Genomic DNA, 25,946 nt, shown 5'->3' with positions numbered 1-25,946 from the left:
ATTTAAGAAAAGACTACCTGTTAAGAACGGAAAAACAGTTATTTGTTTTTGTTTCTTATGCCTCTTCTATATTAAGTGCATGGAATTCTATCAATCCCGGCATAGGAGTTTCTTCAATAGTCTCAAGTGTTACCCCGAATTCTTCTGCTACATCTCTTAGTATATCAGCGTATGAGTAAGCTACAGAGCCTACAAATCGTATGGGGTAATTTTGGTAATCGTATTGACATACGTTACGAACAAAGAAGTTGCGCAAATTGCCGGTTAGCATGTGGTAAACATAATCACTATCCAGGTAATCAGCCAGAAAATAAGAAATGGTTGATAAGAAACGGTTGGGAAATGGACGGTTGTAAACGGACTCCATTACATCATTGGCAGAGATGCGAAACTTTTCATAGAAGTCGTTCACTAATTCTTTAGGTGCAATGCCTTTTAACGCGTCTGATAGAAACATCTTTCCGAGAACGGCTCCACTGCCTTCATCTCCCAATATGTAACCACCGGCTCTTACGTTTTTAATGATTATTTTGCCGTCGTATAGGCAAGAGTTTGATCCTGTTCCGAGGATGCAAGCAATTCCGGCTTCGCATTGAAACAGTCCGCGCGCCGCTGCAAGTAAATCGCTTTCTACTTGTATTGGTGTTTTAAATTGGGCCACCAGAGAGGCTCCTAATATATTTTTCTTTTCATTGGTAGTGCATCCAGCACCATAGTAATATACTTGTTCCAGTTTCTTTTTAAAAAATAACTCAGGCAATCCTAAGCGGACACTCCTGCTAATTTCTCTTCTCGTTTGAAAATAAGGATTTAACCCTTCCGTGAAGACACGTTGAACAATGTGGCAGTCTTCAACTAATGCCCACTCTGTTCTAGTAGAACCACTTTCTGCAATAAGCTTCATTTTGTAGTTTTTTGTATTTCGATACAAATATATAGCTTTTTTTAATACTGTCCATTTTTAAACTGTATTTAATTATTGATTTACTGCTAAAAAGTATAAATCTATCGACTAATGGTCTTTTTGTACAGATTTAAGGTAAATAAAAAACTCCTATACTTCGCATGATAAGAAGTATAGGAGTTATTATATCAGAATTTGAAGCAAATTACTTAATATCGCCTTCTTTAATGAGGTATTCTGCTATCTGAACGGCATTAAGAGCTGCGCCTTTTTTGATTTGATCGCCTACAGCCCAGAATGTCAATCCGCAATCGTTAGTTAAATCTTTGCGGATACGGCCCACATAAACAGGATCTTTTCCGGCAATAAACAAAGGCATCGGATAATCCTTTTCAGCGGGGTTGTCTTGCAAGATAACTCCCTCTGCATTGGCAAATGCTTCGCGAGCTTCTTCTATCGAAACAGGACGTTCGGTTTCAATCCATATACTTTCCGAGTGTGCACGTAAAGCTGGTACACGTACGCAAGTTGCACTAACTTTTACATCGGAGTGCATAATTTTACGGGTCTCGTTAAACATCTTCATCTCTTCTTTTGTATATCCGTTTTCAGTGAAAACGTCAACTTGAGGAATGAGATTGAACGCCAGTTGATAAGCAAATTTTTCAACTGTAACGGGCTCGCCGGCCAGGAGCTGACGATATTGTTCGTATAGCTCGTCCATAGCAGCAGCGCCTGCACCGCTGGCAGCCTGATAAGTTGAAACATGAACGGTCTTTATGTGAGAAAGGTTTTCAATTGCCTTTAAAGCTACTACCATTTGAATGGTGGTACAGTTAGGGTTTGCAATGACACCTCTGGGGCGATCTTTAGCATCGGCTGCATTTACTTCGGGAACTACCAAAGGCACATCAGCGTCCATACGGAAAGCACTTGAATTGTCAATCATCACTGCGCCATACTTCGTGATGGTTTCGGCAAATTCCTTAGAGGTACCTGCGCCGGCTGAAGTGAAAGCAATATCAACACCTTTAAAGTCATCGTTGTGTTGCAGAAGTTTGACCTCGATCTGTTTACCGCGGAAAGTATATGTGGTTCCCGCACTGCGTTTAGAACCGAATAAAACTAACTCGTCCAACGGGAAATTTCTTTCATCGAGCACACGAAGGAACTCTTGTCCTACAGCTCCGCTTACGCCAACAATAGCTACTTTCATTTTTTTTCTTTTGTTTTATGTGAATAAATTATTCAAACCAGTCTGCCAACGAGACTGCTAATCGGTTGCAAATTTATAATAATTTGCTGTATATAAGCTATTAATTACTTGGGAATTATACAAAAACGGACTCTTTGTCTGATAAATTAGCATCAACTGGTAATCTACCGCTCATTCCGATTGACAATCTGGTATCTTTTTTGTTATTTTGCATAGGAATTTAAATAAATGACGATGGATTGGCTTAATCTCGATTTTCAGCTCCCTATCACGAACCCCACGTGGGTGTTCTTTTTGGTGTTAACCATCATTCTATTCGCCCCTATCTTGCTTAATCGTTTGCGTATACCTCATATAATAGGTATGATTTTGGCCGGAGTTGTGATTGGTGATCACGGATTTAACGTGTTGGAGCGAGATAGCAGTTTCGAGCTGTTTGGGAAAGTAGGCCTTTATTATATCATGTTCCTTGCCGGTTTGGAGATGGACATGGAAGACTTCAAGAAAAACCGTTTAAAAGGTCTGGTCTTTGGTATTTATACCTTTATTATTCCTATGGCATTGGGTATTTGGAGTGGCATGACTATATTGGGTTACAACATGACAACGGCCATTTTGCTGGCCAGTATGTATGCTTCACATACACTGATAGCTTATCCTATTGTGAGTCGATACGGCTTGGGCCGACTGCGCAGCGTAAGCATCACCATTGCCGGAACCGCCATTACCGTGACGTTGGCATTGATCATTCTGGCTGTTATTGCCGGTGGATACAGTGGTACGATTGACGGCTTCTTCTGGATGTGGCTTACGTTGAAAGTCATTGCCGTAGTTTTCCTGATTATTTATTTCTTTCCCCGTATCGGTCGCTGGTTTTTCAGGAAGTATGAAGACAACATCATGCAGTTCATCTTTGTACTTGCCATGGTTTTCCTCGGAGGAGGGATGCTTGAACTAGCCGGGCTGGAAGGTATTCTGGGTGCTTTCATGGTAGGTCTCGTATTAAACCGTTTGATACCACACGTTTCGCCCCTGATGAATCGGCTCGAGTTTGTGGGCAATGCCTTGTTCATTCCTTATTTCCTGATTGGAGTGGGTATGATTATCAACGTACGCTCTCTTTTTGCGCAGGGCGAAGCCTTGAAGGTAGCCGTAGTGATGACCATTGTTGCCACTTTGAGCAAATGGCTGGCTGCCTGGTTTACACAAAAAACCTTCCGAATGCACAAACATGAACGTGCTATGATTTTCGGACTCAGTAACGCTCAGGCGGCAGCAACCTTGGCTGCTGTGCTCATTGGAAATAAGATTGAGATATCACCGGGCGTTCCGTTACTGAATGATGATGTGCTCAATGGAACAGTTGTCATGATCTTGTTTACTTGCATCATTAGTTCGGTGGTAACCGAAAGAGCTTCTCGTCAGATAACGCTGGGGGACGATTTCATATTACCCGATGAGAAGACAAAAGAAGAAGAAAAAATACTGATACCTGTGTCGAACCCCGAAACCATTGAAGGTTTGATGGGCATGGCATTGCTTATGAAAGATCCTAAAAGAAACGACGGACTGGTAGCCTTAAACGTGATCAATGATAATAATGCATCCGAAAGCGTACTGGCCAGAGGCCGTAAATCATTGGAGCGCACCGCGATGGTGGCGGCAGCGGTAGATGTTAAAGTTGCTACAGCTACCCGTTTTGATCAGAGTACTGTTTCAGGTATCATACATGCGGTGAAGGAATACAATGCCACCGAAGTAGTCATTGGTTTGCACCGCAAGGCAACAATTGTCGATTCGTTCTTCGGTGCGCTTGCCGAGAACCTGCTCAAAGGAATGCACCGTCAGGTCATGATTGTGAAATGCCTTATGCCTGCCAACACGTTGAGGCGCATCATTGTTGCCGTTCCCGTAAAGGCTGAGTATGAAGCAGGCTTCTTGAAGTGGATAGACCGTTTGTGTCGCATGGGCGGACAACTGGGTTGTCGCATTCATTTCTTTGCGCATCCCGAAACGCTTCGTTACCTGGAATCTTATGTGAGGAAAAAACATAAGAACGTGCGTACGGAGTTTACCGCATTCCCCAATTGGGAAGACTTGTTGCTGCTTACCGGACAGGTTAACTACGACCATCTGTTGGTGATAGTCAGTGCACGCCGCGGTTCTATCTCGTATTCGCCGTTGTTTGAGAAGCTGCCCATGCAGATTTCCAAGTATTTCAATAACAATAGTCTGCTGGTGTTATACCCCGACCAATACGGCGACCCGCAAGATACACTTTCGTTCTCAGATCTGGGGCATCACAACGAATCGCAGCATTACGAAGCAGTAGGCAGATGGTTCTATAAATGGTTCAAGAAAAGTTAATGTAACAAAAGCAAATCCGTATGATTCAACTCGAAGGAATAACAAAAAGTTTTGGTTCTCTGCAAGTGCTGAAGGGAATTGATTTGGAGATAAACAGTGGCGAAGTGGTGAGCATTGTAGGTCCCAGCGGAGCGGGTAAAACGACCCTTCTGCAAATTATGGGTACGCTCGATGATCCCGATGCAGGAACTGTTAGTATTGACGGTACCAATCTGAGCCGGATGAAACAGAAAGAACTTTCTGCTTTTAGAAACAAACACATTGGTTTTGTTTTTCAGTTTCACCAGTTGCTCCCTGAGTTCACAGCCATTGAAAACATCATGATACCCGCATTTATAGCGGGTGTGAGCAATCGCGAAGCGTTGACCCGTGCTTCGGAAATTCTCGATTTCATGGGGTTAAAGGAGCGTGCTTCTCATAAACCCAATGAATTATCGGGTGGAGAAAAGCAGCGGGTAGCAGTAGCCAGAGCACTGATCAACAATCCGGCTGTCATCTTGGCCGACGAACCCTCGGGTAGCCTAGATTCGCACAATAAAGAAGAACTGCACCAGTTGTTTTTTGATTTGCGTAACAAGTTCGGGCAAACGTTCGTCATTGTAACGCACGATGAAAGCTTGTCGAAGATAACCGACCGCACGGTGCACATGATCGACGGAATGATTCAGTATTGATTAGAAACAAACATAGTGCGAAATACGCTGTATGTCGTGCGGTGTAAATTCGTTGTAGAGCGACAATTGGCTTAAGTTACTGATTGCACCGTATCTGCTGCGGTGCTCCACAATCACTTTTGCCTGATAGAAGTTCAGGTAAGGGTGCGCTTTCAACCGTTCAACACTTGCTTTGTTGAGGTTGATGCGTTGTGTTTTGCTGGCATCTGCATAAAACCAGCCTCTCAGCTTCTCAACGTTTAACCTGATGTCATCCAGTTGGCACACATCGTAAAAGCCGCCCAACTTTTGCCTGTAGCCAATAATCATGCGGGCAATGCTGCCTCCCACGCCGGGAATCTTCTTAAGTTCGGTTGTATCGGTGGCGTTTAAATCAATCGTAACCCCAGCCGCATATTTAAACGGCTTAACCGAATCACGTTTCAACGCCGTGTACAGAGAACTGTCTCTGTTGACGGCACGCTCTTCAACTGTTATATAAGGAAGCAATGACTGAAACTGTTGAGCAGTGAGGCCGTACACCCTTTTAAAGTCTTCGGGCTTGCGAAAGCGTCCTCCTTTTGAACGATAACGCATGATGTTGTGAGCCATCCAAGGGCGCAGCCCAAGCCTCACAAACCCGGCAGAGTCTGTCTTGTTAGGATCAAACGGAGCCAGATGTATCGGTGTTTGTTCAAAGGTGTGGTAACGCTTGTAGTCGTATTCTTTCTTCTTCCGTTGCAGAGAAGCCGCGAACTCAGCCTCTTCGTGTTGCAGTTCCTGTTTGGTCTTTTCCTGTTGCCGTGTCTCTTTCGGCCAAAAGTAAAGACCGCCCGCCACGCAGACGATACCTATCATCAGCATGATAATCCCCTGTTGTTCGTTTCGGGTGAAATAAAAATAATCCTTCCACATGATTAGCGCAGCAACCCAAGTTCATTGATGAAAATGAGCGATATGGCTATCGGCGCAATGAATTTCAAGATGAAGATAAAGACCTTGTAAAGAGGCATTCTCAAGGTTCCCTGGTTACTAACTTCCTCCCATACAATTTTCTTGTCGAGATACCAGCCGGTAAACAAAGAAATGAGTAGTCCGCCCAACGGAAGCATGATCTTAGCCGTTACAAAGTCGAACAAGTCAAACAATCCCAGTCCGAAGAGCGTGTATTCCTTTCCCACGCCCAATGAAAGAGAACAGAAAATACCGAAGAAGATGCAGCTGCCGGTTACAATCTTGGCTGCTTTGCCGCGGGTAAACTTAAACTCTTCGTGCAGATAAGCCGTAACCACTTCGTGCAGGGAAATGGTGGAAGTCAGCGCCGCTACAGCCAGCAGCACATAAAACATAACGGAGAAAACGTATGCCAGCACAGGAATACTTCCGAAAGCTTGTTGAAACACGTTGGGCAAGGTGATAAATACCAAGCTGGGACCAGCGTCGGGCTTGATGCCTACGGAAAAGGCAGCCGGGAAAATGATAAACCCTGCCAGTACGGCAACAACCGTATCAATGAGTCCCACGCTGAAAGCTGTTTTGGTGAGGTTGGTATCCTTCCCGAAATAAGAGGCGTACGTGCAAAGGCAACCCATGCCTAAACTGAGCGAGAAGAAAGCTTGCCCCATAGCACCTAGAAACACACTGCCGTTTACTTTACTGAAATCAGGTTTCAACAAAAACTCAATACCACTTTGGGCACCGGGTAGCGTAACCGAGCAAACCACCAACACCAATATGATGATGAACAGCATCGGCATCATAATCTTCGATGATTTTTCGATGCCCTTTTCCACTCCCTTTACAATGATGAAGTGAGTAGCCAGCAAGAAAACAATGAGCCACAGCACCGGCTTCCACGGATTGGAAGAAAAACCTTGGAAGGAAGCGATGAAATCGGCCGAACTTTTTCCGGAAAAGCTGTTGGTGAGCGCTTCGGTGATATACTCGAGCGTCCATCCGGCCACAACGGAATAATAACTGAGGATGAGCAATCCCGCCAAAACTCCCATTCTGCCCACCCATCTCCAGTGGGTTTTCGGTGCCAGTATTTGATAAGCAGCAGCCGTGTTGGCGCGTGAATGCCGGCCGATGAGAAACTCGGAAATCATGATGGGAAGTCCCAGCAACAGAATACACCCCAAGTATATAATGATAAAGGCCGCTCCGCCGTGGTTGCCCGTTTCATAGGGGAAACGCCAAATGTTTCCCAGTCCGACGGCCGAGCCCGCAGAGGCCAATATAACACCCAGTTTGCTACCGAAGTTTGCTCTATCGTTTTTATTCATTTTGTAAGTATTATCTCGTAATTAGTACTAAACTGTTTTATTTCGGTGCAAATATAGAAAATGTTTCTTATTTTTGTGCCTCAACAGTTAATAGATTGAATAATGTTACGCTATATAAAAAGGTATCCGTTTTCGCTGCTTGTTATTTCTAGTGTTATCTACTTGTCGTTCTTCAGACCGCCTTCCACAGATTTGAATGAAATTCCTTACCTCGACAAAGTGGTGCATGTGTGCATGTACGCCGGCATGTCGGGCATGCTATGGCTTGAGTTTCTTCGTAATCACCGGAAATTTCATGCCCCGTTGTGGCACGCATGGGTAGGAGGCTTGTTGTGTCCTGTCTTATTCAGTGGTTGTGTGGAATTGCTGCAGGAGTATTGCACCACTTACCGCGGTGGCGACTGGCTCGATCTGCTGGCAAATGCAACAGGGTCTTTGCTGGGTTCCGTCTTCGTGTATCTGGTTATTCGTCCACGTATATGGAAAACAAATTGCCGGTGAACAAACTGTCTTACCCTAGAAAAAGTTGACTCTGAAATTCCTTAAAAGATGAGTGATATATCTAAGAGTCGTCGTGTTTTTGATACCGCATTTAAAATGTCGGTAGTTGCAGAGTTTCTTCAGGGTACACATAGCAAACGTTCTTTGTGTAATAAATATTCCATTCCCAGTACAAGTACATTACGGAGTTGGATTCGTATCTTTGCTCCGGATAATGAACTACATGATACGCCCATGCCAAAGAAACCTCAGAGTGAGAACGAAGAAATCTTAGCCTTGCGTCGTCTTCTTCAAGAAAAAGAATTGTGCTTGAAGCGTGAAAAGATGCGTGCTGATTTCTTAGATGAAATGATTAATGTAGCCGAAGAAAAGTTTCAGCTTCCTATTCGAAAAAAAGCTGGCACCAAACGGTAAAACAGCTTCACGCAAAGAATCCCTCTTATCATGTGGGAGCTCTTTGCGGACTGTTTGGTGCTTCTAAGCAAGCTTATTACCAACACGTAGATGATAACATCAAATCTCTTGCCCTCTGCCGTTTCATTATTGAGTTCGCTCAAGATATTCGCGGAAAATCCGCTGCCATAGGTGGTGAGAAACTCTGGGTGATGTACAACCAATACTTCGGTAAAGATTACAGCATCGGCCGTGATGCTTTTTTGAAAGTACTCAAGCAACACAACCTGATGCTCAAAGCGCCCAAGAGAAGTTGCCGTACCACCGATTCGACTCACGGTTTACCGACTTACCCTAACCTAATCAAGGATCTGACTATCAACAGGTCCAATCAAGTCTGGGTGAGCGACATAACCTATATTCGTTTACGGGAAGATGAATTTTGTTTTCTCTCCCTTATAACAGATGCCTACGACCATGAGATTGTAGGTGCTTACGTAGGCCCTACGCTGGCTGCTATTCACACCATAGAGGCTCTTAAGCAATCTTATAAAAACAGAAGTATACAACAGGGAGATTCATTGATTCATCACTCAGATCGAGGGGTGCAGTACGCAAGCTTTGGGTATATAAATGAATTGAGGCAAAAAGGAATAAGGATTAGTATGACCCAGAATGGAGATCCTAAAGAGAATGCCATAGCAGAAAGGGTAAATGGCATTCTCAAAAAGGAATTCCTTAATCAATATTCCTTTCAAACGATAGAGCAAGTCAGGCAAGCGGTACAGGAAGCTGTCACATTCTACAATACTAAACGACCTCATAGAAGTTTGGATATGCTGACTCCTGAACAAGCTTATGGTAAGACGGGGCTCATCAAGAAGCGGTGGAGAAGTTATAAGGATAAATACAGAGATCCTTGCCCGCAATAAGAAGAAAAAACTATCTTTGCTTTCAAAAGAGTGAACCGGGTTCTGTTTAGCACTTGAATGAAACAAACCCGGATGGATGCAAACAGCTCCTCACGTTTAAATATTTTAAGCCTAGAAGAGAGCTGTCAATCCAAGTTAGGGACTAGAAAGAAGCTAGTCAACCTGAGTTAGAGATTTAAATTATAACCTGTCAACTTCAGATAGGGATAAGAGACGTTTAGTCAACCTATATTAGGTTATTACAAACTTCGTGTACACCCCCATGTACAGGGTCTGTACACCCGGGTGTACAAGGCCCCTACACCGGGGTGTACAAGGGTTATACACCCGGGTGTATAGAAACTTTTCAGGCGTTCATTTCAAACAATCGCTGCGTAGCAATGTAAACGCTACAAACCGTGTTGCCAGGTGGGTGCTATAAAGCATCTACCAACGTGCTCAGTTTGGTACCGTTGGAACCTTTAATGAGCACAGTGCATCCTTGGGGTTTCTCTTTTTGAAAAGCCTCCATCACTTCGGCGGCAGTGGGGTAGCAAGCATAATTGTTGCGTGTGGCGGCAAACTGTTGGCCCACCAATATCACAGAGTGGAAGGAGCAGCCGTCAATGAAATCTACTATCTTCTGATGTTCCTTTAAACTATCGGCTCCCAGTTCCAGCATATCTCCCAAAAGCAACACCTTGCGGTCGGCTTTCATGTTGCGGAAGTTCTCCAATGCTGCCATCATGCTGGTTGGGTTAGCGTTATATGCATCAATAATCAGCGTGTTATGGGCTGTTTGCTTCAGCTGCGAACGGTTGTTTTGCGGTGTGTAGTCCGATAAAGCCTCGTTGATGCGTTGGGGCAGCACGTCAAAGAAAGTACCGATGGTAACCGCCGCCAATGCGTTGGGAAAGTTATATTCGCCAATAAGTTGCGTGCGCACTTGCTGCATCTCACCGTCGGTTCCCTTTTTCCATTCGAAGCACAGATAAGGAGAGTTATCGGTTACATGCCCGTTCACAAACAAGTCGGCTTCCTCACCGTAAGGAATCAGTTGCAGGTTAGTGGCCATCTTCTTCAAATACGGATTGTCGTAGTGAATAAAGATCACCGAGTTTTCCTTTTCGCGTAAGAAGTCATATAACTCTCCCTTGGTTTTGATAACCCCTTCGAACGAGCCGAATCCTTCCAGATGCGCTTTGCCTACATTGGTAATGATGCCGTAATCGGGTTCGGCTATGTGGACCAACGCTTCTATTTCACCCGGGTGGTTGGCGCCCATCTCGATGACTGCTATTTCATGCTCGGGTTTCAGTTGAAGCAAGGTAAGAGGCACCCCGATGTGGTTGTTCAAATTTCCTTTGGTGTAGTGCACGTTGTATGTTGTTGATAGCACGGCAGCTATCAGTTCCTTGGTCGTTGTTTTCCCGTTGGTACCCGTAATGCCTATTACCTGTGTCTGTAATTGTTTGCGATGGTAATTGGCCAGCTGTTGCAAAGCATGCAGACAGTTGTCGATCACCAGGTAACGCGGGTCGTTGGCCGGAGCAAACTCGGGTTCGTCAATCACCGCATAGGCACTGCCCGTTGCCAATGCTTGAGCGGCAAAGGCATTGCCGTTAAACGAATCGCCTTTTAAGGCAATGAATAAAGAGCCTGCGGGACAGTTTCTGCTGTCGGTCGTTACGCTGCTGCATTGCAGAAAGATACTATATAGAACTGATGTTTCCATTTTAACTGTATGTTTAAAGACGCAACAAATATACACGATATTCTTTTTGCCTGAACTTTTTTGGGGATGAAAACGAGTAAAAACAGAAGGATTCTTTGCCGGCCTACTGTTGCCCCATAGGCATTTGCTGCGGTTGTTGCGTTTTTTATTGTATTTTAATTGCATCTTTAATGAAATAATGCCAGATAATTCTTTATTTTTGCAAGAACCAAACTTCAAATTTGTTCGAATGGAATCAACTTTCTCGAAATATATCAATGTAAACGGTCATTTGCTCGACTTGTCGGTACCCCGGGTCATGGGAATTCTCAATGTCACACCCGATTCTTTTTATGCAGGCAGTCGCCAGCAAACGGAGACGGATATCGCCACGCGTGCCCGGCAAATACTCGATGAAGGGGCGTGCATCATTGACATTGGCGCTTATTCTTCCAGACCCGACGCACAACACATCAGCGCAGCCGAGGAAATGAGTCGCCTGCGCACGGGGTTGGAGATTATCAGACGCAACCATCCCGATGCCATCATCTCTGTTGATACTTTCCGTGCCGATGTGGCCGAAATGTGTGTTACCGAATACGGCGTGGCCATTATCAATGACATAGCCGGTGGCGAGATGGATGACCAGATGTTTCAAACAGTGGCGCGACTCAACGTGCCTTACATCATGATGCACATGAAGGGTACGCCGCAGAACATGCAGAAGAACCCGCATTACGATAACCTGGTGAAGGAAGTCTTTCTTTACTTTGCCCGAAAGGTGGAACAATTGCGTGCCATGGGGGTGAAAGATATGATTCTTGACCCGGGATTTGGTTTTGGCAAAACGGTGGATCATAATTATGAGCTGATGGCTTACCTGGCCGACTTCCGCATCTTTGAACTGCCGCTGTTGGTAGGTGTGTCGCGCAAGTCGATGATTACCAAACTGCTGGGCATCACGGCGGATGAGGCGCTGAACGGCACCACGGTGCTTCATGCAGTTTCGCTCATGAAAGGGGCCGACATCCTGCGGGTGCACGATGTGAAGGCTGCCGTCGAAGCCGTGAAACTGGTTACCAAAGTACAGAGCTATGAATAACATAAAATAACGGATGCATGTTTTTTGAGTTTGGAATAAAAGATTTTATAGACATACTGCTTGTTGCTTTCTTGCTGTATTACACATACAAGCTGATGAAGGCTTCGGGTTCCATCAATATTTTCACCGGTATTCTGGTGTTTATTCTTATTTGGCTGGTGGTGTCTCAGGTATTGGAGATGCGTTTGCTCGGATCTATATTCGACAAGCTGGTCAGCGTAGGCGTGCTGGCGCTCATTGTTCTTTTTCAGGATGAGATACGCCGCTTTCTGCTTACTCTGGGGTCGCACCAAAGGGCTAGCGGACTGGTGCGTTTTCTCACCGGCAACAAGAAAGAATCTCTGGAGCATGAAGATATTATGCCCATCGTCATGGCTTGCATCAGCATGAGCAAGCAGCGGGTGGGGGCGCTCATTGTCATGGAACACAACCTGCCGCTCGATGAGGTATTGCAATCGGGCGAGGTGATCAATGCGGATGTCAACCAGCGATTGCTGGAGAACATATTCTTTAAGAACAGTCCGCTGCACGATGGTGCGGTGGTTATCGGTAAGGGAAGAATCCGAGCAGCCGGCTGCATTCTGCCTGTGTCGCACAACCTCGATATTCCTAAGGAACTGGGGTTACGCCATCGGGCTGCCATGGGAATTTCTCAACAATCGGATGCACATGCCATCATTGTGTCCGAAGAAACAGGAGCCATCTCGGTGGCTTACAGAGGGCAGTTCTACCTTCGCCTCAGTGCGGAAGAGCTCGATAGCTTGCTCACAAAAGACGAGTGACAGTAAACTAAAATAGTTCATTAACAGTAACCTACGCGTTATGGATAGACGTAACTTTTTAAAAACAGGAGGCATGGTGGTGCTGGGCTCTATGGCCGCTTCATCCGTTCTACGTGCCGAAAGTCTGAAAGGTGCTCACGATGCATCGGGTATCTCTTCTGCCCTGAATCATTTCGGTGTTTCGCAGGAAGATATGAAAAAGGTGCTCGCCGCAGCTCTGGAGAAAGGTGGCGATTATGCCGACCTTTTCTTTGAACATACCTTTAATAATTATGTAGGGTTGCAAGACGGTGCTGTGAACCGCTGCAATTCGAACATTGATTTTGGAGTGGGAATCAGGGTGCTTGCCGGCGACCAAACCGGTTATGCTTATGTGGAGAATGTAACTCTTAAAGAGATGCTCAATGCTGCCCGTACGGCGGCTCGCATCGCTACAGGCGGAAAGGCTACGTTGCCTGTGGCGCTAACGGATAAGCCCATCAAGACAAACTATTATTCGGTTAAGATGCCTTGGGAAGAGGTGATTCTGAAAAGTAAAATGCCTTACCTGCAACGACTCAACGACCGTATATTTGCACTCGACAAAAGGGTGCACAAGGTTTCGGCTTCGCTTACGGATACCACATCGCACATTCTTTTCTGCAATTCCGAGGGGGTGATGTATTATGATTACCGTCCCATGGTTACGCTGGGTGCTGTTTGTATCATGGAGGAAAACGGCAAGGTGGAGAACGGTTATGCGGCCAGAGCTTACCGCATGGGCTTTGAGTTCCTGAACGATGACGTTGTGGAACTGCTGGCACAGGAGGCTGTAGCTAAAACATCCATTCTTTTCCAGGCAGTGAAGCCCAAAGGGGGCGAAATGCCGGTGGTAATGGGTGCCGGTGGTTCGGGCATTTTGTTGCACGAGGCTATCGGTCATGCTTTTGAGGCCGACTTCAACCGTAAGAATGTCTCTATCTTCTCTGATCAGTTGAACAAGAAAATATGCAATGAACACATCAGTGTGATTGACGACGGTACCATTCCTTTCAACCGCGGGTCGGTGAATATGGATGATGAAGGGGCTGCCGGACAAAAAACGTATATCGTGAAGGAGGGTGTGCTCACCAGTTACCTGCACGACCGCATCAGTGCCAAGCATTACGGTATTCCCTCAACGGGCAACGGCCGTAGGGAATCGTTCCGCTGCATGCCTATGCCGCGCATGCGTGCCACGTATATGGATCCGGGCAACGTGAAGGAGGAAGATATTATTGCTTCGGTTAAGAAGGGAATCTTTGTCGATCAGTTTACCAACGGTCAGGTGCAGATCGGTGCGGGCGACTTTACGTTCTTTGTGAAGTCGGGTTACCTCATTGAAGATGGCAAATTGACTCAACCGATTAAGGATATCAATATCATCGGTAACGGTCCCAAGGCATTGGCGGATATCACCATGGTGGCGGATAATGCCAAGATTGACAACGGAACCTGGACGTGCGGAAAAGACGGACAGTCGTGTCCGGTAACTTGTGGAATGCCTTCTGCTTTAGTGAGCAAGCTCACGGTAGGTGGCAGTAACTGATTTTAGTAACGAATAAGAATTCTTATCATGATATCAGACAGTAACAAGAAACTGGCACAATGGGCAATGGACTTTGCTTTGAAGAACGGGTGCCAGGCAGCAAGGGTGAATCTTAATTCGGGCTCGAACAGTTCGTTCGAACTCCGGGATGCCAAAATGGATAAGTTGCAGCAGGCTTCTGAAAACGGCTTGTCTATCACGCTTTTTGTTAATAACAGATACGGTTCTTTCTCAACCAACAGGTTAGACAAGAAGGAGCTGGAACGGTTCATCACCAACGGTATTGAATCAACCAAATATTTGGCGGAAGATGCTTTCCGTTCTTTGCCGGATAGTAGCCGCTATTATAAGGGTGGTTCGCCCGACTTGCAAATGCTCGACGGGAAGTTCGATTCGGTTCAACCAGATGAAAAGGTGGGATTGGCTCGTGCCATTGCCGAAGAGGTGTATGGAACCGACAAACGGATTATCTCCGTGGAGTCGTCGTACAGTGACGGGGTGAACTTTGGCTATTTGCTTGCCAGCAATGGCTTCGAAGGCGAAACGCAAAACTCTTGGTACTCTTTGTCGGCCAGCGTCAGCGTAAAAGGAGAGGGGGAGGCGCGTCCTTCGTCTTACTGGTATGAGTCTTCCTTGTTCTTCGACAAGCTGATACGCAATGACATCGGTAAAAAAGCATTTGAAAGAGTCTTGCGCAAACTGGGACAAACCAAAGTGAAGTCGGGCAAGTACACTATGGTAGTTGACCCGCTGAACTCCGGCCGACTGGTTTCGCCCATGATACAGGCTTTGTATGGCTCCGCTCTTCAGCAGAAGAACTCGTTTATGCTGAACAAGCTGGGCACACAAGTGGCTGCCGCTAAGATGACACTGATGGATGAACCGCATCTGCCGCAAGCTTCGGGTGCGCGCTATTTCGATAACGAGGGCGTGGCCACTCAGCGTAGAGCTATCTTTGAGAATGGTGTGCTGAATACGTATTTCATTGATACATACAACGCCAAGAAGATGAACGTGGAGCCTACCATAAGCTCTCCCTCTTTGTTGGTGATGAAGACTGGCAGCAAAGACCTCGACGGACTAACAGCAGGTGTTAGCAACGGTATTCTGGTAACCGGCTTCAACGGTGGTAACTGCAACAGTTCCACGGGTGATTTCTCTTACGGTATCGAAGGATTCCTTATTGAGAATGGCAAGCTGACCGTGCCTGTTTCCGAAATGAATATTACAGGCAACATGCTTTCGCTTTGGAACTCGTTGGTTGAAACAGGTAACGATCCCCGCTTGTCGTCATCGTGGAGAATCCCTTCGCTGGTATTCGACGGGGTTGATTTTAGCGGATTGTAAACAGCCGTTCAAACAAGCATATAAAATGAAAGCCACCCTTTGACAGGTGGCTTTGTTTGTTTGTTTTGTTAATTGAGCATCAAGCTCATGTACGGCTTTAGCGGTAAGAAGATTTTCAGGGCCAGTGCCTCAATGCTGAGGCGCTCATGTGATCCCGGCAATCGTTCTTCACTCTTCATGCATTTGCCGTTGTTGATATAGAAGTACCCGTTGTTGGCAGCCAGCAATGAGTCGGTTAGTTCCATGTTCATCTCTACTTGCGGATTGGCTGCGGCATATAGCTGCAACACTCTTTTGGCATCAATGATGCGTACCATGCCCAAACGCCTCCGATTGGCCTCTTGTTTATACGGACGAATTACCGAAAGTTTCCGGCAGTCCCACCGTTCGCAGGCAGCCAGCAAAAGCGCTTGCTCCACTTCGTTACTATCGGTCAGCAGTTCATTCACCTGAAGAGTCTGTTCTTTGGAGTATGCAACGGCAATGCCGCAAATGGATTTTCCGCTGGTGGCTACAAACACCTCACCGCCGCTCAGGGCTAAATCGGCAAGTATCACTTTAAAGTCGGCCGCCGTATGTTGTATGCAGCAAGAACGTTCCTCCATCTTAGTCGCCAGATAGGCGTACACATCTTCCTGAAATTCAGCAGAAGAAGCAATCTTCAGGTCTTTCTTTCCGTAGCTTAAGTCCTCCGGCAGAAGCGTTTCAACCATGTAATCGAACACAGCCGCGTAACCGCTTTTTTTGTAGTAGTCAAAGAGATGATCAGTAGCCGGTATCAGCGTGCTGAGTAATACTCCCTGACTTTGCATGCGCCCAAAGGCTTGTGACAACAGTTCACGCATCACTCCTCGCCCTTGGTAATCGGGGTGCGTACATGCTCCCGAAACATAAGCAGTAGGAATGGTATTGTTGCAAAAGGTCATGGGATAAGGCAATGTTTGCATAGCCGAAATCACCATCTCACCACTTTGTATGCAGATATTCACCTCGTTGTTATATCTGTGTGTGAAATACAGTTCGGTAAATGCTTCACTATCATTAAAGCACAATCTCCATAATTCTTTTATCTGTTGTTTCAACATGCCATACGTTTATTTGCCTCACGGCGGTTATTTATCCTTTATAATGTGCCACAAACTTCTCCAGAATGGTTTCCGGCTGGTAAGACAGCTTGGCTTTTCTGAGTCCTTCAATACCTAAATCTTCTTCGCGGTTGATGTAGGTGAATGTTTCGGGTATGTGGTTGGCGAACTCAAAATTAATCATTGCATAAGCGCCGTCAACTGTTGTGTCGGCCTTCTCAACGTGCACACCAAAGGTCTCTTTGTTTATTGGCATACCGAATGTGAAAGCCACTATCTTGTCGTTGGCATACAAGATACCTCCACTCAATCCTAATTCCTCGAAGTGCTCCAGCGCGAAGACAATGGCCTGGCGCTCGTTGCCGGTGCCGTCTTGCTTATCGCAATCATTCGCTTTGCACCATTCAGCCTCCAAATATAGACATTCCTGTACACGATCGGGCGTAATGGGCACATATTTATAAGTATATTCTTTCTTAAACCGGTTGATATGGTTTCTCTTCGACTGAAACTTCTTGCCTGTCAGAGTAGCCAAATCGCTTCGCAGGTAAATGTAATCCGAATAATCCCTGTTAGTCGTAAACTCAAATTCCTCCGGAAGTATGTCGTTGAGGCGTTTTTTCATGCCCTGGCACACACCCATTAGCCGAAGCGGCTCGCCTTCGAGTTGAGAATCTTCAATCAGCTTTTCTATGAGTTCTTTCTCCGGGTCACCTTGTCCCACAGGCATCATATAAGAAACTCTGCCGTGTAGCCAGAACTTGAAAACCAGAAAGTTGTCAATGACCGCAAATTTTGTGTTGTACATGAATCTCCAGCTACACAGATTGGAGAACGAGAGGTCGCAATTGCGACGGCAACTATTCATTGTAAAAGAGGTGATTGTGTCTTTGTCTTCTACAGTGAGATCTTTAAATTCTATCATATTGATTCCTTACGTTTGATTAAATCCATCATACATAACAAAAAAGTGCGCATTTTGTTATAGGAACCCCAATAAACGTAAAATTGTGGGAGTCAGCAAAGCGGTGAAGATGCCGTTGAGGGTCAGTCCCAGACTGGCGTAAGCGCCATATTTACCACTTACATCCATTGCTGTGGAAGTACCTACGGCATGAGCAGCCGTTCCCATGGAAAGTCCTTGGGCTATGGGACTGTTTACCCTGAGCAGCTTTAATGTTTTGAAACCCAGTATAGCTCCCAGCAATCCCACACATACTACCACGGCAGCGGTGAGTGAAGGTATGCCTTCTATGGTTTTGGTCACCTCCATGGCAATGGGTGTGGTAACCGATTTGGGGGCAAGTGACAAAATGACGGCCTGACTGGCACCCATCAGCTTGGCTATCACAACCACAGAAACGACTCCTACCACACAGCCGGCCAGTTGCGACAAAATAATAGGCATCAATTGCTTCTTGATAGTTTCCAGTTGCAGATACAAAGGAACTCCCAGTGCCACTACAGCCGGTTTCAGCCAGAACTCAATGAGTTGTCCGCCTTCGTTGTACGTGTCATAGCTGATGTTGAATGTCTTCAGAAAGACAATGATGGCAGCAATAGCCAGCAATATAGGGTTTAACAGGACGATTCCAGTTTTCTTCTGCAGCAGTTTGGCAAAGAAATAAATACCAAACGTAATGGCCAGCAGAAAGAATTTATTCTCGAGGTAACTCATTTTATTTTCCTTGTTAATTGATGTACCCAACCCGTTACGATCAACACCAGGGCGGTACTGACTAATGTAGCAATCACTATGGGCCAGAATTCAGCCCGGATAATATCAAAATAGAGCATCAGCGCTACACCCGGCGGAATAAAAAAGAATCCCAGGTTAGCAACCAAGAAGTCAGACATACCCTGAACCCAGTGTAATTTGACCCACCCCAATTTTAAAAACAACGTGAGTAATAACATTCCAATAATGCTGGAAGGAAGTTTGATACCTGTGAGGAAGACGATTAATTCACCTAAGGCCAGGCAACCGAACAGAATGGCGCATTGACGTATCATACCTATATACCTTTTTGAAAACGTTGCAAAATTACTAAAAAAACAGCAAAGTTGCCCCTTCGGTTCATATTATGTGAGAACTTACATCTGAGCCATTTGCCCCGCTTGGGTACGGAACAATTCAAATTAGCGTTTTTCGTTGTTATTCGCTAATGTTAAATATTACAATAATTGTATTTTCTGATTCAAAAATACCAGAAATTGCAATGTAGATATTGCAATTATGTGTAATTTTGCACCGTATTTTTAAAATACTTTCCTCAGTTATAGTACAATTTAAAATATATTCATGGATTTAATTAGCGAAATTGTTGCGCGGGCGAAGGCGAACCGCCAGCGCATAGTTCTTCCCGAGGGAACGGAGGAGCGCACTCTAAAGGCTGCCGACCAGGTATTGGCAGATGGTGTAGCCGATTTGATACTGATTGGCAATCCCGCCGAAATCAAGGACTTGGCAGCTCAGTGGAGCTTGAAGCACATTGATCAGGCAACGATTGTTGACCCCGAAAATCAGCCGAAAAAAGAAGAATATGCAGAACTTCTTTTTGAACTCCGTAAGAAGAAGGGAATGACAATGGAAAATGCCAGAAAGTTGGTTCTCGATCCGTTGTATCTGGGTTGTTTGATGGTGAAGAATAACGATGCCGATGGTCAGTTGGCCGGTGCTCGTAACACAACCGGTAATGTTTTGCGTCCTGCTTTGCAGATTATCAAAACAGTGCCCGGTATCAGCTGCGTTTCCGGTGCCATGCTACTTATTTCAAAAAATACTCAATACGGTAAGAATGGTGTGTTGGTGATGGGTGACGTTGCTGTTACTCCGGTTCCCGATGCACAACAACTTGCCGAAATCGCTGTTTCTACAGCCCGTACTGCCACAGCCGTTGCCGGTATTGACGAACCCCGTGTGGCTATGCTGAGCTTCTCAACAAAAGGCTCTGCCAAACATGAAAATGTAGACAAGGTCGTTGAGGCTTTCAAGATCGCTCAACAGCTTGATCCCGCTTTGAAAATAGACGGTGAATTACAGGCCGATGCTGCTTTGGTTCCTTCGATCGGTGCCAGCAAAGCTCCCGGTTCTGAGATTGCCGGACATGCCAATGTATTGGTTGTACCTAATTTGGAAGTAGGTAATATTGGTTATAAGATTGCTCAACGCTTAGGTAATGTTGATGCTATCGGACCTATTCTTCAAGGAATCGCCCGTCCTGTTAACGACCTTTCAAGAGGATGTTCGGTGGACGACGTGTACAAAATGATTGCAATTACAGCCAATCAGGCAATCGCAGCTAGCAACGCAAAATAAAATACGGAGATTATGAAAATTTTAGTTTTAAACTGTGGTAGCTCATCAATCAAGTACAAACTGTTCGATATGGACAGCAAGGAAGTGATGGCTCAAGGTGGTATTGAGAGAATCGGTTTACAAGGTTCATTCCTTAAGTTTGCATTACCCAATGGCGAAAAGGTTATTCTTGAACGTGAAATTCCTGAGCATACCGTAGGTATTGAGCTCGTTCTGGAAACACTGACCGGTGAAAAATACGGTTGCATCAGCTCGTTGGATGATATTACGGCAGTAGGCCACCGCGTGGTACACGGAGGTGAGAAGTTCAACTCTTCTGTGTTGATTACTCAAGATGTGGTTGACCAAATGGTTCAATGCTCAGAATTGGCGCCGCTTCACAATCCGGCCAACCTGAAGGGTATTTATACCATTTCAAAATTGCTTCCTAATGTTCCTCAAGTAGGCGTGTTCGATACGGCTTTCCATCAAACCATGCCCGATTACGCTTATATGTATCCGCTTCCATACGAAATGTACACCAAATACGGCGTGCGTCGTTACGGATTCCACGGAACCAGTCACCGTTATGTTTCGGCACGTGCATGTGAATTCTTGGGAGTGAAACCCGAAGGACAGCGCATCATCACCTGCCACATCGGCAACGGTGGTTCTATTACCGCAGTGAAAGACGGCAAATCAATTGATACCTCTATGGGACTTACTCCGGTAGAAGGTTTGATGATGGGTACTCGTGTGGGCGACATCGATGCAGGCGCACTTACGTTCATCATGGAAAAAGAAGGACTGGATGCAACCGGCCTGTCGGACTTGGTGAACAAGAAGAGTGGTGTTCTGGGTATATTCGAAGTTTCTTCGGACATGCGCGAACTGGAAGATGCTGTGGCTCGTGGCGAAGAACGCGCTCAGCTGGCTGAGAACATGTACTTCTACCGCATTAAAAAATACATCGGTGCTTATGCTGCTGCATTGGGTGGTGTTGATATTATCGTGTTTACCGGTGGGGTAGGCGAGAACCAGGCAACCTGCCGTGCAGGCGTATGTCAGGGACTGGAATACATGGGCGTGAAAATTGACGAACCATATAACGCTACCATCCGCGGTAAGGAAACAATCATCAGTACTGCCGACTCTAAAGTGAAAGTAGTGGTAATACCTACCGACGAAGAGTTTATGATTGCTTCGGATACGATGACCATCTTGAAATAGAAATTTGTTTTCACCTATATAATAACAGCGTGTGTTGCTTCTTGCAGTGCACGCTGTTTTTTTTCTCACATTGTTCATGTGATTGTAATGAGTCTAAGTGAACAGCGGGCACAGGCCGTGCCAATCGACTTTGTTTGTCCCTGATATTCATTTATTAACACTCCGATGGTTGCATGAAAAAGTAAAGGTTTTATCTTTGTGTCATTAATTAGAATAATTTTAAATAAAAAGTCATGAAACGAACCTTTAATGTTTTAATCTTCTTACTCCTTGCCTGTGCGGTCTTTGCACAAGGTAAAGCCAAATATGTGTTCTATTTCATCGGTGACGGTATGGGTGTGAACCAAGTGAACGGAACCGAAATGTACCTGGCCGAAAAGAATGGAAAGATAGGAACCGAATCACTTCTGTTCACTCAGTTTCCCGTTGCAGGGGTGGTGACGACTTTCTCGGGCACCAATCCTATTACAGATTCAGCAGCTGCGGGCACTGCGCTGTCTACAGGCGTAAAAACGTATAACGGAGCCATCGGGTTCGACAAAGATAAGAAGCAACTGGTTACCGTTGCCGAGCGTGCCAAACGTTCGGGTAAACGAGTCGGAGTTGCCACTACCGTGAGCATTGACCATGCTACTCCGGCAGCTTTCTATGCACACCAGGCAAGCCGTAAGATGTACTACGAAATAGCAACCGATCTTCCTAAAGCCGGTTTCGATTTCTATGCAGGCTCCGGTTTCCTGAGTCCCGACAAAACGTACGACAAGAAAGAGGCCCCCAGCATCTATCCCCTTTTTGAGCAGGCAGGTTATTCTCTCGTAAAGGGTTATGATGCATTTAAGGCAGAATATCCTCGTGCCAAAAAAATGATTCTGGTACAAAAAGATAATTCCATTCCCGATGCGGTTCCTTATGCCATTGATTCTAAACAAGGTGATTTAACCTTGGCTCAAATCACAGATGCAGCCATCAGTTTTCTGACCAAAGAGAAAAGCAAAGGTTTCTTCGTGATGCTTGAAGGAGGAAAGATTGACTGGGCTTGTCATAACAATGATGCAGCTACTGCTTTCAATGAAGTGATTGACTTCGATAATGCTATTAAGGTAGCTTACGAATTCTACAAAAAACATCCCAAAGAAACCCTGATTGTGATTACTGCCGACCATGAAACGGGTGGTATCGGTCTGGGAACAGGAAGCATGGATCTCAACCTCAAAGCCCTGCAATACCAAAAAATATCTCAGGAATACCTTTCTGTAGCCATTAATAAGTTGCGCAAAGAAAAGAACCACAAGGTGTCTTGGGAAGAAGTGAAGGCACTGCTGGCCGATAAAATGGGACTTTGGAAAGAACTCCCCGTTAGCTGGGAACAAGAAAAGAAACTGCGTGACGAATACGAAAACTCTTTCGTGAAGAATGTGCAGGCTTTTGAGAAGACAGAGTATGCCATTAGCGAGCCATTGGCAGCCCGTGCCAAAGAAGTGATGAATGAAATAGCACGTGTTGCTTGGGCAAGCGGTAATCACAGTGCCGGTTACGTGCCCGTGTTTGCCATCGGTGCCGGAGCGGAGCTATTCAACGGTAAGATGGATAATATTGAAATCCCCAAACGCATAGCCAAAGCAGGCGGATACAAATAAAAAAGAACTGATTCAATAATCAGTTCTCCGAAGGTCGGCACTCGTTGCCGGCCTTTTTACGTTGCACATCCTCAATCTATTCATTATTGAGGTCTTCGCCCTCAATATACTGATCCAGCAACAAATTCTCCCCGTCGAAAACAGCATAGGAGAAATAACTGATCCAGTCGCCCAGAATGGTGACACGCGCCGAACTTGATAACATCAGATCCAGCATAATGTGCCGGTGTCCGTAAATAAAGTAATTGATGTCGGGATGCTCTTTGAGATACTGTTTGCTGAAGAGAACCAGAAACTCTTTGTTCTCGCCCATGTAATCGGGTTCTTTGCCGTCAACACGCTTCATGCGGCTGTGCTTGGCCCAAGTTAGCCCCAAGTCCATGCTCCAACGCGGATGAATGGCGGCAAACAACCGCTGCAACGTGCGGTTGTGAAACATGGAACGCAGCAATTTGAATTTAGGATCGGGATCACCCAGTCCGTCGCCGTGCGCCAGAAAGAACTCCTTCCCGAAAATCTCCGTGGTCAGCGGTTGAGTGTGCATAATTACCCCACACTCTTGTGTGAGATAATCGCCACACCAAATGTCATGATTACCAATAAAGAAATGCACTTCCACTCCCATATCCGTCAGCTCGGAAATCTTCCCGAGAAAACGAGTATAACCCTTGGGCACCACCGTGCGGAACTCAAACCAGAAGTCGAACAAGTCGCCCAACAGATAAACAGCTTCAGCCTGATGCTTGATGCTATCTAAAAAGTTGACCAGCCTGCGCTCCTGCATGCGTCCATGCTCAATGGCACGTGACCCCAGATGCGCGTCGGAGAGGAAATATACCTTTTTCATAAGAAACCCAATTCCAATTTAGCTTCCTCACTCATCATATCCTTGTCCCATTGCGGTTCAAAGACCAGATTGATGTTTACACTCTTCACCCCCTCAACCGATTCCACCTTCTGCTGCACATCCTCCATGATAAAGTCGGCAGCCGGACAGCTTGGAGCCGTCAGCGTCATGTCTACATTCACGCTGGCATCCTCGTTTACGTCTATGCGGTAAATCAGTCCCAGGTCATATATGTTAACCGGAATTTCAGGGTCGTATACTGTTTTGAGTATCTCAACGATTTTAACTTCAGTTTCAAATTTGTCCATACTTGTAATTGTTATTTCTGCAAAGATAGCTAAATTCGGCTATACCATCTCACCGTTATCGGCAAAACTGTAATATCTGCCGTCGCAAATAATAACATGGTCGGCAACACGAATGTTCATGGTACGAGCCGCCTGTTGAATTTGTGCGGTCAGTTTTTTATCCTCGTTGCTGGGGTTGGGATTACCCGAAGGATGGTTGTGCGACAAGATTACCCCCGTGGCTCTTTGCATCAGTGCCTCGCGCAGAATGGTTCGCACATCGGCATACGTACCATCGATCCCTCCCGAGCTGATACGTGTGGTAGCAATCACCTTGTTCGACTGATTGAGCAAAACAATCCAAAACTCCTCCTGCGGCAAATCACACAATAGCGGGTGCAAGATGCGATACACATCCGTGGAACAAGTAATCTGCGTGCGCTCCTCCACGTCTTGCAGTTTGCGGCGTTTACCAATTTCCAGAGCCGCCATGATGCTGATACTTTTGGCCGGTCCCATTCCTTTGAATCCGGCAAAACGATTCACGTCCCACTTAGCCAACTCGTTCAGGTTGTTGTTGCACGCCTGCATGATGCGGCGCATCAGTTCAACGGCACTCTCTTCGGTATTGCCCGAACCGATTAAAATGGCAAGCAGTTCCGCGTCGCTAAGTGCTCCGGAACCCTTCAGCATCATCTTTTCACGCGGACGGTCTTCCTCCGCCCATTCAGAGATATTGAGTTTTTGTTTGTTTTCCATGTCTTTTTCATCGTATTAAGTTATTCGCCCTTTCGGGCTTCGGTTACTTATAGAAATTCTTGCTGAAAGCAGAGAACTCATCTTTTCCCCGCACACACCGTTGCCACCAGGCTCGCCAAAAGCCCGTGCCGTAACCCGTTAGCTGTGTGAACGAAGCCGCTACGGCATACAAACCAATGCGCAAACTTCTGTTTTGCACCGCTGCATCCGTACCCACCAGCAAGGCGTAAACCGCTAGCGGTATCAGAGCTACCGGCCACAGTAACGCAGCAAGCAACAATACCGCCACACCCAGTGTAAACACACCCGGCAACAGATGCACCAGCTTCAGAGAATCAGGGTACTTCTTGTACAGGTTGATGCGTGCAATGCCCGAGTTATGCACTTGTTTGAAGAATTTCTTCAAATCCGTGCGCCTCTTGTGATACACCCATGCACCCGGAAAAAGCCTGCACACATAGTTGTGTTGGAATATTCGTATACTGAAATCAATGTCCTCACCGAAACGCATGTTCGAGAAACCTTGCAAGGCTCGGTACACCTCTGTGTGCACCCCCATGTTGAAGCTGCGCGGGTAAAACTTATCCATCTTCTTTTTGCCCCCGCGAATGCCCCCGGTGGTGAAAAACGAAGTCATGGAATAATTAATGGCCTTCTGCATGTCACTGAAAGAAGCGTGTGCCCTGTCGGGACCGCCAAAAGCATCGGCAGGTGACGCCGTCAACTCCTGCTCCACCTCCTTGAAATAATCTTCGGGTAAGATGCAATCGGAATCCAGTATAATAAGGTAATCGCCCGATGCCCTTTCCGCTCCGTAATTACGCGTCTGCCCCGGTCCCGAGTTCGGTTTGCTATAATAGCTTATTTGCAGTAGCTCGGCATACTTTTGCGTGACTGTCTCACAGGGAACAGACGATCCGTCTTCCACAATAATCACCTCAAAGTTCTTAAAACTTTGACTTGTAAGACTTTGAAGTAGTTCATCTACCTCATCGGGTCGGTTGTACACCGGAATAATTACGGAATAAAACATAGGCATAGATACTAAATAACCACTTACC

General features: G+C 45.9%; 25 protein-coding genes. 12 read left to right on the top strand and 13 right to left on the bottom strand.

The features are described 5' to 3' along the window. Window positions 1-55: 55 nt before the first annotated feature. Both ACKPCE_RS02935 and ACKPCE_RS02930 read right to left on the bottom strand, forming a co-directional pair. The gene (locus tag ACKPCE_RS02935; protein WP_276962676.1) at window positions 56-904 is read right to left on the bottom strand and encodes a hypothetical protein; all 849 of its coding nucleotides are present in this window, start codon (window positions 902-904) and stop codon (window positions 56-58) included. Between the two features lie 205 nt (window positions 905-1,109). Next, window positions 1,110-2,120: an aspartate-semialdehyde dehydrogenase gene (locus tag ACKPCE_RS02930; protein WP_024995316.1), complete on the bottom strand. Its 1,011-nt coding sequence runs from the start codon at window positions 2,118-2,120 to the stop codon at window positions 1,110-1,112. Window positions 2,121-2,354: 234 nt separating this feature from the next. Here ACKPCE_RS02930 and ACKPCE_RS02925 point away from each other — a divergent pair, with 234 nt between their 5' ends. Beyond that, window positions 2,355-4,487 carry a cation:proton antiporter domain-containing protein gene (locus tag ACKPCE_RS02925; protein ID WP_319504133.1) on the top strand — a complete coding sequence of 711 codons (2,133 nt, stop codon included), beginning with the start codon at window positions 2,355-2,357 and terminating at the stop codon, window positions 4,485-4,487. A gap of 20 nt (window positions 4,488-4,507) precedes the next feature. After that, on the top strand, window positions 4,508-5,161 hold the full coding sequence (locus ACKPCE_RS02920) for an ABC transporter ATP-binding protein (protein WP_024995314.1): 654 nt from the start codon (window positions 4,508-4,510) through the stop codon (window positions 5,159-5,161). Here ACKPCE_RS02920 and ACKPCE_RS02915 read toward each other — a convergent pair whose 3' ends face one another. Beyond that, complete coding sequence (locus ACKPCE_RS02915; RefSeq protein ID WP_319504132.1) at window positions 5,162-6,055, bottom strand: ComEA family DNA-binding protein; 894 nt, start codon at window positions 6,053-6,055, stop codon at window positions 5,162-5,164. Window positions 6,056-6,057: 2 nt separating this feature from the next. Continuing rightward, window positions 6,058-7,425, bottom strand: coding sequence for a sodium-dependent transporter (locus ACKPCE_RS02910; protein ID WP_319504131.1), 1,368 nt, complete (start codon window positions 7,423-7,425; stop codon window positions 6,058-6,060). Between the two features lie 102 nt (window positions 7,426-7,527). Between ACKPCE_RS02910 and ACKPCE_RS02905 the strand changes: the two genes are divergently transcribed. From ACKPCE_RS02905 to ACKPCE_RS02895, 3 genes are read left to right on the top strand one after another with little or no spacing between them, the layout of a single operon-like run. Then, window positions 7,528-7,926, top strand: a complete 399-nt coding sequence (locus tag ACKPCE_RS02905; protein WP_319504130.1) for a VanZ family protein — start codon at window positions 7,528-7,530, stop codon at window positions 7,924-7,926. 48 nt (window positions 7,927-7,974) lie between these two features. Further along, window positions 7,975-8,340, top strand: a complete 366-nt coding sequence (locus ACKPCE_RS02900) for a transposase (RefSeq protein WP_319503938.1) — start codon at window positions 7,975-7,977, stop codon at window positions 8,338-8,340. Between the two features lie 32 nt (window positions 8,341-8,372). Next, window positions 8,373-9,251 carry an IS3 family transposase gene (locus tag ACKPCE_RS02895; RefSeq protein ID WP_319504129.1) on the top strand — a complete coding sequence of 293 codons (879 nt, stop codon included), beginning with the start codon at window positions 8,373-8,375 and terminating at the stop codon, window positions 9,249-9,251. Window positions 9,252-9,666: 415 nt separating this feature from the next. Here ACKPCE_RS02895 and ACKPCE_RS02890 read toward each other — a convergent pair whose 3' ends face one another. Continuing rightward, window positions 9,667-10,965 carry a UDP-N-acetylmuramoyl-tripeptide--D-alanyl-D-alanine ligase gene (locus tag ACKPCE_RS02890; RefSeq protein ID WP_319504128.1) on the bottom strand — a complete coding sequence of 433 codons (1,299 nt, stop codon included), beginning with the start codon at window positions 10,963-10,965 and terminating at the stop codon, window positions 9,667-9,669. A 229-nt stretch (window positions 10,966-11,194) separates the two neighbouring features. On the opposite strand from ACKPCE_RS02890, the gene folP reads away from it, so the two are divergent. Genes folP through ACKPCE_RS02870 form a run of 4 tightly spaced genes read left to right on the top strand, consistent with a single transcriptional unit; the run spans window position 11,195 to window position 15,742 of the window. Further along, on the top strand, window positions 11,195-12,046 hold the full coding sequence (folP, locus tag ACKPCE_RS02885; RefSeq protein ID WP_024995309.1) for a dihydropteroate synthase: 852 nt from the start codon (window positions 11,195-11,197) through the stop codon (window positions 12,044-12,046). 17 nt (window positions 12,047-12,063) lie between these two features. Beyond that, the gene (gene cdaA / locus ACKPCE_RS02880) at window positions 12,064-12,828 is read left to right on the top strand and encodes a diadenylate cyclase CdaA (RefSeq protein WP_319504127.1); all 765 of its coding nucleotides are present in this window, start codon (window positions 12,064-12,066) and stop codon (window positions 12,826-12,828) included. Window positions 12,829-12,868: 40 nt separating this feature from the next. Further along, window positions 12,869-14,395, top strand: a complete 1,527-nt coding sequence (locus tag ACKPCE_RS02875; protein ID WP_276962683.1) for a TldD/PmbA family protein — start codon at window positions 12,869-12,871, stop codon at window positions 14,393-14,395. 27 nt (window positions 14,396-14,422) lie between these two features. Beyond that, a complete protein-coding gene (locus tag ACKPCE_RS02870) occupies window positions 14,423-15,742 on the top strand; it encodes a TldD/PmbA family protein (RefSeq protein WP_319504126.1) in 1,320 nt (439 codons plus the stop codon). A 68-nt stretch (window positions 15,743-15,810) separates the two neighbouring features. Here ACKPCE_RS02870 and ACKPCE_RS02865 read toward each other — a convergent pair whose 3' ends face one another. The 4 genes from ACKPCE_RS02865 to ACKPCE_RS02850 are packed head-to-tail and all read right to left on the bottom strand — an operon-like array spanning window position 15,811 to window position 18,840. After that, entirely contained in the window at window positions 15,811-16,827 is a 1,017-nt protein-coding gene (locus ACKPCE_RS02865; protein ID WP_319504125.1) for a GNAT family N-acetyltransferase, read from the bottom strand. A 31-nt stretch (window positions 16,828-16,858) separates the two neighbouring features. Then, window positions 16,859-17,752: a DUF2156 domain-containing protein gene (locus tag ACKPCE_RS02860; protein WP_319504124.1), complete on the bottom strand. Its 894-nt coding sequence runs from the start codon at window positions 17,750-17,752 to the stop codon at window positions 16,859-16,861. Between the two features lie 57 nt (window positions 17,753-17,809). Beyond that, window positions 17,810-18,505 carry an LrgB family protein gene (locus ACKPCE_RS02855; protein ID WP_024995305.1) on the bottom strand — a complete coding sequence of 232 codons (696 nt, stop codon included), beginning with the start codon at window positions 18,503-18,505 and terminating at the stop codon, window positions 17,810-17,812. Next, window positions 18,502-18,840, bottom strand: coding sequence for a CidA/LrgA family protein (locus ACKPCE_RS02850; RefSeq protein ID WP_024995304.1), 339 nt, complete (start codon window positions 18,838-18,840; stop codon window positions 18,502-18,504). The genes ACKPCE_RS02855 and ACKPCE_RS02850 overlap by 4 nt, the downstream gene beginning before the upstream one ends. A 289-nt stretch (window positions 18,841-19,129) precedes the next feature. Between ACKPCE_RS02850 and pta the strand changes: the two genes are divergently transcribed. The 3 genes from pta to ACKPCE_RS02835 all read left to right on the top strand — a co-directional run bounded on the left by pta (window position 19,130) and on the right by ACKPCE_RS02835 (window position 22,992). Further along, window positions 19,130-20,146, top strand: coding sequence for a phosphate acetyltransferase (gene pta, locus ACKPCE_RS02845; protein WP_319504123.1), 1,017 nt, complete (start codon window positions 19,130-19,132; stop codon window positions 20,144-20,146). A gap of 12 nt (window positions 20,147-20,158) precedes the next feature. After that, the gene (locus tag ACKPCE_RS02840; RefSeq protein ID WP_319504122.1) at window positions 20,159-21,355 is read left to right on the top strand and encodes an acetate kinase; all 1,197 of its coding nucleotides are present in this window, start codon (window positions 20,159-20,161) and stop codon (window positions 21,353-21,355) included. Window positions 21,356-21,588: 233 nt separating this feature from the next. Next, window positions 21,589-22,992: an alkaline phosphatase gene (locus tag ACKPCE_RS02835; RefSeq protein WP_319504121.1), complete on the top strand. Its 1,404-nt coding sequence runs from the start codon at window positions 21,589-21,591 to the stop codon at window positions 22,990-22,992. A gap of 76 nt (window positions 22,993-23,068) precedes the next feature. Here ACKPCE_RS02835 and ACKPCE_RS02830 read toward each other — a convergent pair whose 3' ends face one another. The 4 genes from ACKPCE_RS02830 to ACKPCE_RS02815 are packed head-to-tail and all read right to left on the bottom strand — an operon-like array spanning window position 23,069 to window position 25,918. Next, window positions 23,069-23,839: a UDP-2,3-diacylglucosamine diphosphatase gene (locus tag ACKPCE_RS02830; protein ID WP_308764556.1), complete on the bottom strand. Its 771-nt coding sequence runs from the start codon at window positions 23,837-23,839 to the stop codon at window positions 23,069-23,071. Then, on the bottom strand, window positions 23,836-24,147 hold the full coding sequence (locus ACKPCE_RS02825) for a metal-sulfur cluster assembly factor (RefSeq protein ID WP_024995299.1): 312 nt from the start codon (window positions 24,145-24,147) through the stop codon (window positions 23,836-23,838). The genes ACKPCE_RS02830 and ACKPCE_RS02825 overlap by 4 nt, the downstream gene beginning before the upstream one ends. 39 nt (window positions 24,148-24,186) lie before the next feature. Beyond that, window positions 24,187-24,885 (bottom strand): RadC family protein, encoded by a 699-nt coding sequence (radC, locus tag ACKPCE_RS02820; protein WP_276962690.1) that lies wholly within the window; start codon window positions 24,883-24,885, stop codon window positions 24,187-24,189. Window positions 24,886-24,928: 43 nt separating this feature from the next. Then, window positions 24,929-25,918, bottom strand: a complete 990-nt coding sequence (locus ACKPCE_RS02815; RefSeq protein WP_319504120.1) for a glycosyltransferase — start codon at window positions 25,916-25,918, stop codon at window positions 24,929-24,931. Between the last annotated feature and the right edge of the window lie 28 nt (window positions 25,919-25,946).

It is taken from the genome of Bacteroides graminisolvens, from assembly GCF_963666085.1.
Lineage (GTDB): Bacteria > Bacteroidota > Bacteroidia > Bacteroidales > Bacteroidaceae > Bacteroides > Bacteroides graminisolvens.
Note: the sequence above shows the minus strand (reverse complement) of the source record. Positions and strands in the feature narration are given on the sequence as shown.